Source organism: uncultured Devosia sp. (assembly GCF_913055165.1).
GTDB lineage: Bacteria > Pseudomonadota > Alphaproteobacteria > Rhizobiales > Devosiaceae > Devosia.
On the sequence record NZ_CAJXJS010000008.1, the window covers coordinates 74,005 to 86,705 of the forward strand.

Sequence of the window (12,701 nt, forward strand, 5' to 3'; positions counted from 1 at the left end):
CTCATTTCCAGATTAGCGCGGCAGTATCGACCTGGCCGGAGATCATGCCATGGGCCTGCATCTGGCTGGACCACCAGTCGAGCTGTTCGACCTTCGGCTCGGTGTCAAGGAACGGCAGGGCGATGCGGGCAATGATCGGTTCGGGCAAGTTCATGGCCTTGCCAAGGGCCGCGCGAAGCACATCTGGGGTTGAGGTTCCCAGGGCGCCGGCTTCGGTGAGTGCTGCTTGCACCGCCGCCACAGCATCGGGGTTGGCTTCCGCCCAGGATCGCATGGCGACGACCGCCGAGGCCATCTGGCCCTCCGGTAGTTCGGCCAGTGGGTTCGAGATGAGGATACCGGTTCCTTCGCCCAGGATGCGCTGGGCGAACTGGTCCACCGTGATGGTCGCGTCAATCTGCCCGGCCTTGAGCTGGTCTGGGTGCTGGGGAAGCGGGATTTCCACGATCCGCACGCTTTTTGGGTCGACGCCGTTCTGGACGAGCCATGTGCGCAGCATGACGTCCAGCACGGCGCCCAGGCTGGGCACGGCGACCGTCTTGCCAGCAAAGTCGGCTGCCGCTGCAATGCCGGAGTTCGTGCCGGCCAGGATGGCGACGTCCTTTGAATCATGCGTGGTCACCGTCGTGCCGGACAGCACGACCAGGTCGATGCCGTTAGAAACCGCGCTCAGCAGAGTTGTCGGGGTCACCGAGCCGAGGGCAATGGAGCCGGAAACCAATGCGGCCGGGATGGTGGCGTCGGTGGCAATGATCTGTACCTCCACGTCGACCCCGTAGGTTTCGAACAGTCCCTGGTCGTCGGCGACGAACACGGCGGCCGGTGCCGGGTTGGGCGTTGTTCCCAAGGTCAAGGGCTGCGCAGCGGTCGGAACCGCAACAAGGGCGAATAGGCCCGCCAGAGCCGTTACAAACCTTACCAAGTTGTCCTCCCTTTGGTAGACCCGACTGGATCGGGTTGACCTTAATATTCATACGTATGTATAATTAGTCAAGCAGGAACGAGAGGCCTCTCCCAATGACGCAGAAGGAAGCAGCCAAGATAGACGGCCGGATCGTGCGCGGTGAGGCAACAAGGGAAAAGGTATTGGATGCGGCCGAGCGCCTGTTCGCCGATGTCGGCTTTGACGGGGTATCCATCCGTCAGATTGCCCAGGAAGCGGGTGTCACGCTCGGTATGGTGGGGTTTCACGGCGGCAGCAAGGCCGAGCTGTTCGATACCATTGTCGAGCGGCGGGTCTCCGTTCTCTCCGAAGAGCGGCGGAAGGCACTGGCACAACTGTTCGCCGCCCCACCGGACGTCCCGACCTTGCGCGATATCATGGCCTCCTACGTCCACCCCTATGTAGGCATGGCCTCAAGCGGGGACCCGCAATGGCAGGCCTATACGAGGCTGATCGCCCATCTGGTCAGCGACGAACGCTGGTACCCCCGGGTCAAGGATCACTATGATCCGGTGGCCCGTGAATATCTGGAGGCGATCGTCCGAATATACCCGGGCATCGACCGCACGCGCCTCGCCTCGGCCTTTGTCATGGCGGTTTCGAGCATGCTCTCGATCGTGGCCTCAACCGTGCGGATTTCTTCCCTCTCCGATCAACGCGACCGCATGGCCCTGTCGGAATTGGAGAATGTCCTTATCGATTTCTGCTCCGGCGGCATTGCCTCGGCCTGTCACATCGTGCCTCAATAGGCTGGAAGCATTAAGGCGAATACTATCGTATGAGAGGCGAGGATCACCAGACGGCACCATCATCGCAGATGGGCCGAGGCCGTGGTCGGTAAGCCGAAGCTGCAATGGCAAACGCTCAATCCTATAGCCAGACTGTCGGCGCTGCGACTGAATATCAGCGCGTTTTGGAAAGCATCAACGCGGCTGAAGTCGAGGCGCTGGAGCGGGCAACCGGGCGCGGCGCGGGAAGCTCCTATCGTAAAGGCGTTCTTAGGTTTGGCCGACATAGGCGGCGAACGCCGCGCATTGTTCTATTTGACGAACCCTTCAATGCTGATCAGTGCACCGCTTTGTGACGTGCTATGGGCGGCAAAGCTGAAGCAAGAGCGCCAGACCAGCGCCGCTGAATTGATCAAGCGGGCTGGTCCAGCGCTGGCGGAATTTGTGAGCCGGCACGGCATACTGGGCAACCTGCAGTCAGTTGGCTTCGGCCGCTGGTCACCCTGGGGCGAGTCGATGAAGGCGATCTATGCGCTATTGCGTGAGATGGATGCCGCACAACAGGCGGCGGCCTAACCCTCTCCCGTGTATGGCACGTCCTGCTCCCAATCCGACTTCTCAGCATCCGCCCCAGTCATCTGATTGAACAGCGATCCAAAGTTTGGCTCGAAGAACACCCCCGACGTGGATCGCAGATAGTCTATCAGCGCCAGCGAATGCGGCGGCGCTGACCACTCTGGCTCCTCGCGCATATATGCCCAGTTGGCGCGTTCCGCGACCGGCGTAGCGTATTCCTCGGCCAGCTCGTCACCATCGGCGCTAATGAACAGCAAAGCCTGGCCGCTGTTTTTGTGACGAAGCTCCCACCAATCGCGCAACACCTTGTTGCGCCAGGGGTCGTACATGGGCACGAGCAACAGGCCGATGCATTCGCGTGCCTCGGCTTCGTTAGGCCACATTCCGCGCAGGTCGGGGTGGTTGGGGTTGCGGTGCCGATAGACCCATTGCCAGGTGCTTGGCATTGGCGCCTCCTTTGCTGCTCGGATTGAAGACCGAGTCCGTTCGGCGTCAAGCACTTGTTCCGCATTTGTTCACGAATTATGATTGGGCACTCAGACGATCGAGGCCAACATGACAATTGCGATAAAACTGAACACTGCGGAGCATATCCGCAGGGCGCGGGAAGCCAATCCCGACCTATCACAGGAGGAACTGGCGACGGGCCTAGGTGTCACTGTGAGCCAGGTCAAAGCAGCGTTGGCGTATCGCCGGCCGGGACAGAAGCGTGGGCGGAACCCTGTGCCGGCCACAAAACAATACCCCGACAGCCGGAGCCGTCGGGGCCTGAGGGGAGCTCAGATAGACAGAGCTCCAGCGCGACAGGCCGCTGGAGCGTACGTGCGTTCAATGGGGGACTGTCTGCACGCGCTATCGGAACGCAAGAAGGTGGATGAGGTTCCGCAGAAGCGATGTCGAGCACGACCTTGGCCCTTAGCGGGATCTGGACCTGCCACTGCCGGTATCAGCGTCGCGCTCCGGCATGCTGTAGCAGTCGGGGCTGACAGGATGTTTGTCGGTGGGGCGATTTTTTTATCGAAGTTATCTAGCTGGACGGCTCGTGCCATCCGTCGCGGAAAAGTGTGTATGCGAACGAGGCGGTCCAACCAATCATAGCGAAGCCGTTCAGCGCTTCGACACCCGATATAATTCGAAACCCGCCCAAGGGGTAGATATCGCCGACCCCCAGGGTCGTGTAGCTCATCAACGAGAAATACAACGGATCGATGAACCCGCCCTCGATCTGGCCAGCCAAGCTACCTAGCCCTCCCCAGAGTCCGAGACCAAAATATGCAAGAGCGTAGATCAGAACTGCGATTAGTTGCGCCGCCACCAGGGCAAACATGCCGACCAACGCACCAGTCGGCCTGCGCAACCCGCTGCCGGAGAGACGGGAGCGGGTCCATATCATCACATTGTAGTGCAGCAACACGGACGCAGCCAAAAGGACCACGGACGCCAACAAGCTCACGCCGATGTCGAAGATAATATTCTGCATGCGCGGAGAAGCCCCCTGCAAAGATTTCGTTCCCCAGGACGGCTAACGGGGTTGGCGTCCCCTAGCGGTGTCGGCTAGAGCTCAGTCGGCATTGCCGCTATCAACACAATCGGCGACTGTCCGGTGACCGCAAGCCGCCCGAGGCCATTTCCTTGAGTTCCTTTCGCTCATGCACTTGTACATCGAGCAGGAGGCGCCCTCGAAATCACTGACCTTGATGTCGCCACGCTCGGCCGAAAGCGCCGCGCCTGCGGCCATCTGTTCGGGTTCCTGTTTTAGCGGCTTTGGGGCCGCCGTCCTCTGGGGGGCGTTGTCTCGATCCCTAGTCGGTCATCAACATAACTGAAAAGTGACCGGAGCTGTTCTTACATTCAGCACATTGAGCAGCGGAGGCACGAAGATTTTCGTCAAGTGTTGCTTCCATCGCCCTTCCATCGCTGGCCGTGCATTCGATCCGTGTTGTGTTTGGAACGACTCGCCCAAATGAAACGTGGTTATGCTCACAGTTCCGTCACTTATAGGCTTGACACCCCGCGCGCATGACTCAGGTCGAGCTTCAAAGGCTCAAGCAACAGTCTGATTTCGAAGCCAGCTGCAGCAAGGGCGGCATATCCGCCATCGGGAACGGCACCCGGGTCCTCCTGATGGTCCCGCGGTGGGATCGACTGGTCGAGATGCGCCTCAAGATCAGAAAGGGCTTCAGGTGAGGTCACGATCCGGGCAAGCAGCCATGCCAGAACCTGGCGCTGCGCAGAAAGGCGGCCTTCAAGTTCGAAATTGCTGAATTCGCCGTTAGACATCATCTCTCCCCGTCTGCCCAGTACGCGAGCGCCACGAATGCCGCGCAGGATTCTGAACTTGTAACGCCAGCGCTTCAAGCGCGTTGCATATCAAACGTGGTCGGTCATCCGGGGAAGCTGTTTCCGCCTGGACACGCCATAATATCAGCGACCTGGCGGAGATCACCGAGAGCCGCAGGGCGCAACAGCCTGGTGAAGCCTCGGCGCTAAGCCCTTCGGCGGACCGCGACAGATTTACGTGCGTTAGGCTTGACCGCGGAATGGAACTAACCACTGAAGCTGCCGTTGCGGCGTTGGAGGATAATCCATGACGTCAAGTTTGCGCTCAACCGCCAAGCCAGTTGATGCGCGGGCCGGATGGAGTAGTATTTCTACAATCGCCGGGGCATGCGGCGGATGCGGTGAGCGACCGACACGTGCTGATATCGAAAGCTTTGTCAATCAATGGATTAGCCAGGCAAGCTATCGCGGAACGTTGCTTGATCCCAGTTACACCACCGCCGGTGTCGTGCTACGGGCCGACGGCGCGGGGCGAAAGATTGCCCTGCTCGTGCTTGGGGCGATGCGATAGTATTCGCCACCCCAACACATTGGAGGCTCGGCGTGACATGCATGGGCTAGGCCACTCTCAGAGTTTGCAGCTAGTCACGTCAGCTCTTTTCTCCGGGTATATGGGTTTCCTCGCCCAGAGTATCCCGCAGGTACAGCTGCTTCACTAGCACCATGAGCGCTACCGTCAGCGGCACTCCGAAAACAATCCCCAAAAGACCAAACAGAACCCCCAGCATCACGATCGCGAACAGGCCGAGCACCGGCGGCAGCTCGACGGTGTGCTGCTGTATTAGAGGAACGAGCAGGTTGTTTTCAGCCTGCTGGATCAAAAGGTAGAGCCCGGCCACCCACCAGACTGTGACTCCGCCATGTGCGACCGCGATCAAGGCTGCCGGGATAAAGCTGATAATTGGTCCTAGGAAGGGAATGAATTCAAGGATGCCGGCGACAAGGGCGAGGGCTAGCGCAGAGGGGACGCCCAGGATGCAAAGACCAATATAGGTGACGACGCCAATCACCGACATGGCAATGAGTTTGCCGATCAACCACAGACGCAGAGCCTGGCCGGCCTTCAGCACAGCGGTTCGTAGTGCGTCTCGCTGCGCCGGAGGAATGAGTTTGAGCGTGCCCTCACGATACATCTCCGGCTGCGCCGCCAGAAACAATCCGCCCACGACGACCACGATCAAGCTGGAGAGCACACCTGCAATGCCAGGCGCCAGGCCGAGGACGCGACCGAGCCAGTTCAGGCTTGCCTGGTCGCGCAGGCTGTCCATCACACTGATATCGAAGCGATTGCCAACCGCAGAGAGCGCATCGGGTACTTGCTCGGCCAGGCTTGAGAACTCGGAGGCAATCTGGCTGCCGAGCAGGAACAGAAAGACACTCAGAAACGCAGCAATGAGCAGTTCTGCCAGAAGCAGGGACCACTTCGTGGGCAGATGCGTGAGGCGCTTCACGCCGTCACCGGCCGCCCTGAGAACTGTTGCCAGGACTATGGCTCCGAAGAGGAGAAGGAAGACATGTGCAACACTCCAAGCCATCCACACCAGCAACACGACACCAGCCGCAACGGCTGTGGCCCGTGCGATCCAGAGAGGAGAACCGATCCTATTGGAACTGCTCTTGCTGCCTGCCGGCATGTAATACTTCCTTTTATGGAGAGGTCGACACTGATAGGCGGGGGGCAGGCTCGACCCATCCGCTGCGAGGTCGCTTTAGAACGGAAACATCAGTGCGAACGGTACCGTTCCGTCCAGCCTGCAGGACTGACTTCGGTCATTGCCCCGGGCGATAGTCTCACGTCGGAGAAGCGAGCCGGGATATCACTGCCGCGAGGCCCGGCGATTGCTGGGCGCAATCAGTGCCGGTTCTCGCCGCTCTGAATCGGATTTATCCAGGGCTTATTGGTTTACGTCTACGTTCAGATTGAGAGCCGCAATGAGGCCCTCAGGATTAGTCGCCGCTGCCATCAGCACGAGGACCGAGGACGGAGTTGCCGGATTGATCGAGATCTCCAAGTTCCGGGGATCATCGAGGAAGTTGTCGATGGCAGGATCGAACAGATCGGACAAGGCGACAACGCCAACGTCTGCCAGCATGTTTGCAGCCTGCGCCTGAAGGGACTCGACAAAGGTGGCGCGGTCTACACCGGCCTTGTCGGCGTAATAGTCGAGCAGGTTCCCCACCAGCGCGGCGTCTTCGTATCGGATCGAGGCCGAAACGATCTCAACATGCTGAAGAAGTGCCATGCCTTCCACCAACTGGGCCTGCTGCTCTTCTTCACTGAGTTCCTCAACAGCCGAATGCATCTCACCCAGGGTGTTGGCTTCCTCAAGAAGGGCGGGCGTGACACCCATGACGTCGAAGGCGAGGTCGAGTGAGCCTAGATCGGCGAAGTCGAACAGGAAATGTTCCATCTCCATATGTCCGTCTTCAAGCGACCAGGTCAGGGTCTGGGTGACATCGCCACTGACTTCACTCAGCCCGACCTGCTCCAGCATGGCGCTGGCTTCGGCATCTACCACCTCGTTGAGGGTCGTCAGATCGGCCCAGAGGCCAGAGATCTTCATTTCGGACGAAACCATGGTGAGATCGCTGGCACCCAACTCGGGCTCGAACGTGCTGCTTGCGTCCAGCGATTCCATGGTGATCACTTCTTCGCCCTCGCGCGTGACGGCGAGCGGCCCGGTCGATATCCGCTGCAAAAGCTGCAGCCCATCCGTCACAGTTGGCTCCCCCGCTGGGATGAAGAGCCCCTCGGCACGGATATCGGCCAGGGTAATGTGGCCCGGGGGCTCGGCCTTGATGGGGGTGTCGAGATCCGGCACTGTCACGTTATCGACCAGATAGCTGCCGTCGTCCCGCTCGGTGACCCCTGAAAAAGTAAACGTGGTTTCAGTTTGGGCGCTTTCGGAACCCTCCCCACCCACCAAATTAGCGGTCACGCCCTGCACGGTGATTGTGTTGCCCTCAAGCGTGGCTGGACCAAAATCCAGCTCATAGCCAAAATGGCGATAGACGGCTTCGACACGATCAATAAAGGCCTGTGCTTCAAGGGCCTGGGCTGGCTGCATAACACTTGCGGTTGCGTTGGTTGCCAACAGAGTCATGCTGACGGTTCGGGTGATCTTCATGCTCATCTCCGGAGTTCTTCGTGCGCGGCCCAAACGTGTGTCGAAATCGGGGTGAGAGATCCTCACACCCTTATTCGATGAAGTTCGGCCCACGGCAGAGCAAGAAACGAAGACGTCAATTGTTCCGAACGATGGTGTGGATGTTGTTGGGGTTAGCCTCGAAGGCGGTATGGGGACCAAGATTGTCCCTCGCTGGCGGCCGTGCATTCTGAAACTCCTCACCGTTTGAGGAGATTGTTTTCTGCTTCTGGTGCTGCTCCAACTGCGAGGTCGCGAACTTCGTCCGTGTCATTGAACAAGTCGCCTTCACCTTCCGTCGATTCCTGCATCTCAACGGCATCCCTCTCCCGGCGCACTTTTTCTCCGGTGGAAGTGACTTGTGTGGCAGGGTCCGGCGTTTGGACCAGCGGAACGCCCTTCGGAAATACCACTTCGCGAGCCGGATCTGGCAATTCTATACCGGCGTCCAGCAATGCATTCTTGGTCTGACGCAGTAGCGCAGAATTCGTCTTGGCCGGGGAATAGGTCCGGCTGTCGAACCAGTACTGCACCCGCAGGTTAACCGTAGCTGCGCCCAGTTCGTCCACCAGCACTAGCGGCTCGGGACGGTTGAGGACGGCCGGATGCTGACGCAATATGCCCGAGATCAGCATCTGAGCGTGGGCCACAGACGAGTCGTAGCCAATGCCAACCAGAAATTCGGCTCGACGTGTGGGCGTGCTTGAGTAGTTTCGTATTGTACTCTTGAAAACCGTGGCATTGGGGATTTGGACATGGTTGCCGTCCAGCGTGAGGAGAACTGTACTGCGGGTGTTGAGGTTTTCCACTACACCCGTCTCCCCGGCGACGTTGATGAGATCGCCCGTACTAAATGGGTTTCGGACACTTAGGAGTAGGCTGGCGAGAAAGTTCTCGGCGATATCTCGAAAGGCAAACCCGACAATAATGCCAACAAGACCTGTCCCACCAAGCAGGGTGACGGCGAGGCGGGTCAGGCCAGCCACCTGCAGCACGAAGTAAATGCCCAACAACAGGACGGGAATAGAAATTACCCGGACCACAACGCCGCGAAGCAGTGGTGAAGGAATCCTATTCCGCAAAGCGCGGCGGGCCATCCTAGCCACCAGAGCTGAAACAAACCAAGCGGCAGTCGCAATGCCTGTGGCGAGGACGACGAGAGGTAGCGCTTGTCCCACGCGCCGGTAAAGTCGCTCCCCTTCCGACGTTGCACGGTCGAAAGTCGATGCAAAGTCGACCCCAAGTTCGAGCCGGTTCACGGTGGCTATCGTGCCTTCCAAGCTGTTGGCGAGTTCAGTAGCCCAGCTGCGATGCTCTGGACTGTCACTGATACCGTCTATGGTCACAACACCCTGACGTACGCCAACCTCTATGTCAGTGAACCAGCCTGTCGAGGCGAGGATATCCCTCAGCCGCGCCGCAATCGCCTTTTCAGGAACCTCGGTGGAAACAGGTATCTGTGCTTCTGGGACGCTCGGGGTGAATTCTCGGTTCACCGTCGTTGGAGCGTCCTGGGCAAGCAACGCGGCGCATTTGAAGGCCCATACAAGCACGACGGCGCAGAGCAGGCGGCTGACGTGGATTGGGTTCGGACAGGACATATTGCGGAATGCGCGACGTCCTTGCAGTGTTCCGTGCACGATAACCCAGAAATCCGGCCAGCGCCGGGCGCTGTGCTCACACGCTTGCCATCACGACAACTATGTAGTGGCTCTCTATTCGCAGGCTTACGGAGAGATTTGCCGCTCGCTCTCGAGTTGCTGCAGATCAAATTGGTCAAAAAGCACGGCCTCGTTTTCCGTAAAGCCGATATCGTAGTAGCTGGTGGACGGGTCGAACGTGCCAGCCCCCTGCACAAATGGATAGGCCGTGCCTCCGGTGATCGGGGAATCTGGATCGGGAACCACGTAAACAGCGCGCAAGTTGCCAGAGCGGTCAAATAGGATGTCGCTCACATAGCCGACATAGTCATTACTTTGGAGGCGCGCGTAATCACCAATGAGCTCGGTGACCTTGAAGGCCCGGAGTACATTTACGTCTTCAGCCACTTGCGTCATGTCCGCGCCGGCCTGCCGAGCGGAAACTGCATTGTCCGCGACCAGCGGATAGGCGTCAACGGACTGGATTTCGAGCGGTATCTCAAGACCCGCGTCGGTCCATGTCACCTCTTCCCAAGGCACGTTGACGAAGGTTTCGCCGATATCCCAATTGATGTTCCACCGTCCTCCGACGCTGGCGATCACCGACAGAATTTCACCCTCGAAAGACATCACCAGATTGGCAACGTCGCCGATCACGTCGCCCTCAGGACCAATAACGCGCGTCGCCTCGAGAACGCGGGCCGCGCTCACCCCTTCCGCATAAAGTCGCTCATGGTTCAAACCTTTCGGTCCCTGTTGGGCCCACACTGGCCCCGCAAGGGAGGAAGAAGCGAGTATCATCGCGCCGCTCAAAATGGCAGGCATCTCATAGGTGGTGATGATCTTCATGTGAACATTGACCTCCCGACTGTCAAATTAGTGAAGCTCTGAGAGGCAATCCTCTTTATTCGACAGGGTTCCATTAACTCACACCAATGGCGCACCATCAGTCTCGATGACGGAACGCCTGCGGATAGGTCGAATTACTTTGTTGTTGAGGCCAGCAAAAGTGAGGGACTGCCCACAACGGTGGACAGCGAAGAGCAATGCAGTGGAGTTCTGCTCTGCCATTCTGGGTAATCATAGCTGTCTTCCTCGTCAGCGCGGCCGCTATTGCGGTGGCTGGCACGCGGTTGTCGGAGGTTGCCAATAGACTCGCTGACATTACGCATATGGGCGAGTTGTGGCGGGTGCGCTATTTGTCGGAGCGGCCACTTCCTTGCCCGGTGCCATCACCTCCATGTCGTCGGCGGCACAGGGTGCGGCGAGCCTTTCCATCGGCAATGCCCTCGGCGGGTTCACCAAGCAGCGCTGGATATCGACCCAGCGCGTGGCGCACCAGCTTCCGTTTTAGGTGAACGGCACCCTCGCAGTACGCGGTTGCGGGGGTGCTTCTCGCGCCCCAAGTCCTGTCAGTCGACTTCAGCCCTTGGCAGCCGTCGGCGCATCTATCATCGGCGGGTACGGGCAGCATTCCTTGAGGTCGGGCTTCGCGAGTTCACGGCGACCCGGTCGAGGGTTCGCTCGAAGGTTGCGAGGAACAGGTCAACATGTTCTGCCTGGCAGACGAGCGGCGGGCGCACCTTGAGCGTGTCCTCATTGGCCCCGGTGGTGCTGATGAGAACGCCATCATCACGCATCGTATTGACAACGTCCAAGGCAAGCGCGCGCCGTTCCTCCGGCGGGGCGGTGTCCAGGCCCATATCAATGCCGAAGAACAGCCCGGCATGGCGGACGGCGCGGATAGCCTGGTGACGCTGGGCGAGTGCATCCACCCCGGCCCGTAGGCGCTCGCCCATGGCCAGCGCGTTCTGCGGAATCCGGTCACGCTGCAGAATGGTCAGCACGGCGTCGGCCGTCGCGATGCCAACGGTGTTTCCGGCAAAGGTGTTAGAATAGCGAGCGGTGGCACCGAACCTGTCCATGGGTGCCCTGCGCCCAACGACGGCACCGATCGGGAAGCCGTTGCCCATCGGTTTGCCCAGGGTCACCAGGTCCGGGACGACACCATGGCGCTCAAAGCCCCACATATGCGCGCCGGTCCGGCCGAAGCCCGGTTGGACCTCGTCGGCGATCAAGAGGCCTCCCGCTTCCCGCACCGCGGCCACGCCCTTGGCTATGAAGCCGGGCGGGTCGATCCAGACGCCGTCGCTCGAAAAGATGCTGTCGACAAGCAGGGCTGCGACGCCAATGCCGCGTCGCTTGAGGTCGAGTATGGCCGCCTTGACCTGCGCTTCGAAGAAGTCTGCGGCCTGAGTTTCCGGCACGCCTTCGGGGCCCGGCAGGCAGACCACGCGCACATTGGAGCTGAGCTTTACCGCATCGCCCAGGTTCGGAGACACGGCGGCAACGGCGGCGCTGGTGCCGTGGTAGGCATAGGCCGAAACGATGACGCCTTCATTGCCGCTGGCCAATCGCGCGATGCGCAGAGCCAGGTCATTGGACTCGCTGCCGGTGCAGGTGAAGACGACGCGGTTGATCTCTTTAGGAAAGGTTGCGACCAGCCGTTCCGCATAGTCGACAAGCCTGGGTTCGAGATAGCGCGTATTGGCGCTGATTCTGCCGGCCTGCTCCGCCATGGCGGCATTCACTTCCTGGTGGCAGTGCCCCAGGGACGGCACGTTGTTGTAGAAATCGAGATATGCCCGATCGTCAGGGTCATAGAGCCACATGCCCTCGCCGCGCACGAAGTGGACCGGCTTGCGGTATTGCAGCCGGTAAGAGGACCCCAGGACCGCGTCGCGGCGCGCAATCAGTTCGGCCTCGCGCTTGGGAAGGTCGACTTCGCCGGGTCTAAAGCGGTTTGGCATGAGATCGGTGGACATGTGCTGCCTCTGGTGCCGGGTCAATCAGTGAAGCGTCTTTGGGTGGCCGCTAGGACCGCCGCCTCGGCCGAGGCCGCGTCTAGCTGGGAAAGGATCAAAAGCCCGCGCTCGGCACGGGCGACATTCTTGTTGATGTAGGCAGCCTCGGCCGGAAAAAGGTGCGAGCGCCAATAGTTGATGAGGATCAGCGCGCTTTGGCGCGCCCGCATCAGCCCGACGAGCAGCCGCGCCTCCAATCCGGAGAGCGGGATAATCGCGTTGTAACCCGCGATGAGCTGTTCGGCCCCACCCAGGGGAAGGCAGGGGTCCGTCACCGTGTGGCTGGCGGCAATGACGAGATCCTGAATTCTCGGGTTCCACCCGCCATCGCCGAAATCGATGAAGCCGATGCCATGGTCAGTGGCCATCATGTTGAAGGGGCTGGCGTCGTTGTGGGTGACTTGCCAGTCCAGACTGGCGATCTCGGGAGCGATGAAATCCGCATAGTGTGCCATGGCAGCCCC

At 59.8% G+C, this 12,701-nt stretch carries 14 protein-coding genes; 3 read left to right on the plus strand and 11 right to left on the minus strand.

The features are described 5' to 3' along the window. Position 1: 1 nt before the first annotated feature. On the minus strand, positions 2-922 hold the full coding sequence (locus QZ564_RS04830) for an ABC transporter substrate-binding protein (protein WP_297105501.1): 921 nt from the start codon (positions 920-922) through the stop codon (positions 2-4). A 95-nt stretch (positions 923-1,017) separates the two neighbouring features. Between QZ564_RS04830 and QZ564_RS04835 the strand changes: the two genes are divergently transcribed. Both QZ564_RS04835 and QZ564_RS04840 read left to right on the plus strand, forming a co-directional pair. Then, a complete protein-coding gene (locus QZ564_RS04835) occupies positions 1,018-1,692 on the plus strand; it encodes a TetR family transcriptional regulator (RefSeq protein WP_297105504.1) in 675 nt (224 codons plus the stop codon). A gap of 81 nt (positions 1,693-1,773) precedes the next feature. Beyond that, a complete protein-coding gene (locus QZ564_RS04840) occupies positions 1,774-2,247 on the plus strand; it encodes a hypothetical protein (RefSeq protein ID WP_297105507.1) in 474 nt (157 codons plus the stop codon). Here QZ564_RS04840 and QZ564_RS04845 read toward each other — a convergent pair. The 8 genes from QZ564_RS04845 to QZ564_RS04880 form a co-directional block, all read right to left on the minus strand. Then, positions 2,244-2,693: a hypothetical protein gene (locus QZ564_RS04845; protein WP_297105510.1), complete on the minus strand. Its 450-nt coding sequence runs from the start codon at positions 2,691-2,693 to the stop codon at positions 2,244-2,246. The genes QZ564_RS04840 and QZ564_RS04845 overlap by 4 nt on opposite strands. 581 nt (positions 2,694-3,274) lie before the next feature. After that, positions 3,275-3,727 (minus strand): ion channel, encoded by a 453-nt coding sequence (locus QZ564_RS04850; RefSeq protein WP_297105513.1) that lies wholly within the window; start codon positions 3,725-3,727, stop codon positions 3,275-3,277. Positions 3,728-3,808: 81 nt separating this feature from the next. Continuing rightward, positions 3,809-3,985 (minus strand): DUF3008 family protein, encoded by a 177-nt coding sequence (locus QZ564_RS04855; RefSeq protein WP_297105516.1) that lies wholly within the window; start codon positions 3,983-3,985, stop codon positions 3,809-3,811. 257 nt (positions 3,986-4,242) lie between these two features. Continuing rightward, positions 4,243-4,605: a hypothetical protein gene (locus QZ564_RS04860; protein WP_297105519.1), complete on the minus strand. Its 363-nt coding sequence runs from the start codon at positions 4,603-4,605 to the stop codon at positions 4,243-4,245. A 572-nt stretch (positions 4,606-5,177) separates the two neighbouring features. After that, on the minus strand, positions 5,178-6,221 hold the full coding sequence (locus QZ564_RS04865) for an AI-2E family transporter (RefSeq protein WP_297105521.1): 1,044 nt from the start codon (positions 6,219-6,221) through the stop codon (positions 5,178-5,180). Positions 6,222-6,482: 261 nt separating this feature from the next. After that, a complete protein-coding gene (locus tag QZ564_RS04870; RefSeq protein ID WP_297105523.1) occupies positions 6,483-7,715 on the minus strand; it encodes a hypothetical protein in 1,233 nt (410 codons plus the stop codon). Positions 7,716-7,933: 218 nt separating this feature from the next. Further along, positions 7,934-9,229, minus strand: a complete 1,296-nt coding sequence (locus tag QZ564_RS04875) for a mechanosensitive ion channel family protein (protein WP_297105526.1) — start codon at positions 9,227-9,229, stop codon at positions 7,934-7,936. Positions 9,230-9,460: 231 nt separating this feature from the next. After that, positions 9,461-10,222 carry a PRC-barrel domain-containing protein gene (locus QZ564_RS04880; protein WP_297105529.1) on the minus strand — a complete coding sequence of 254 codons (762 nt, stop codon included), beginning with the start codon at positions 10,220-10,222 and terminating at the stop codon, positions 9,461-9,463. Positions 10,223-10,592: 370 nt separating this feature from the next. Between QZ564_RS04880 and QZ564_RS04885 the strand changes: the two genes are divergently transcribed. Then, on the plus strand, positions 10,593-10,727 hold the full coding sequence (locus QZ564_RS04885; RefSeq protein WP_297105532.1) for a hypothetical protein: 135 nt from the start codon (positions 10,593-10,595) through the stop codon (positions 10,725-10,727). A gap of 97 nt (positions 10,728-10,824) precedes the next feature. Here QZ564_RS04885 and QZ564_RS04890 read toward each other — a convergent pair whose 3' ends face one another. Continuing rightward, positions 10,825-12,198, minus strand: a complete 1,374-nt coding sequence (locus QZ564_RS04890) for an aspartate aminotransferase family protein (protein ID WP_297105535.1) — start codon at positions 12,196-12,198, stop codon at positions 10,825-10,827. Between the two features lie 20 nt (positions 12,199-12,218). Beyond that, positions 12,219-12,701: phosphotransferase (locus QZ564_RS04895; RefSeq protein WP_297105538.1), on the minus strand; the 483-nt coding region annotated here is incomplete at its 5' end.

Coding starts and splice junctions, on each gene's coding strand:
- QZ564_RS04865 (WP_297105521.1), bottom strand. CDS start 6,221: ATGCCGGCAGGCAGCAAGAGCAGTTCCAATAGGATCGGTTCTCCTCTC.
- QZ564_RS04845 (WP_297105510.1), bottom strand. CDS start 2,693: ATGCCAAGCACCTGGCAATGGGTCTATCGGCACCGCAACCCCAACCAC.
- QZ564_RS04835 (WP_297105504.1), top strand. CDS start 1,018: ATGACGCAGAAGGAAGCAGCCAAGATAGACGGCCGGATCGTGCGCGGT.
- QZ564_RS04850 (WP_297105513.1), bottom strand. CDS start 3,727: ATGCAGAATATTATCTTCGACATCGGCGTGAGCTTGTTGGCGTCCGTG.
- QZ564_RS04855 (WP_297105516.1), bottom strand. CDS start 3,985: ATGGCCGCAGGCGCGGCGCTTTCGGCCGAGCGTGGCGACATCAAGGTC.
- QZ564_RS04870 (WP_297105523.1), bottom strand. CDS start 7,715: ATGAAGATCACCCGAACCGTCAGCATGACTCTGTTGGCAACCAACGCA.
- QZ564_RS04890 (WP_297105535.1), bottom strand. CDS start 12,198: ATGTCCACCGATCTCATGCCAAACCGCTTTAGACCCGGCGAAGTCGAC.
- QZ564_RS04880 (WP_297105529.1), bottom strand. CDS start 10,222: ATGAAGATCATCACCACCTATGAGATGCCTGCCATTTTGAGCGGCGCG.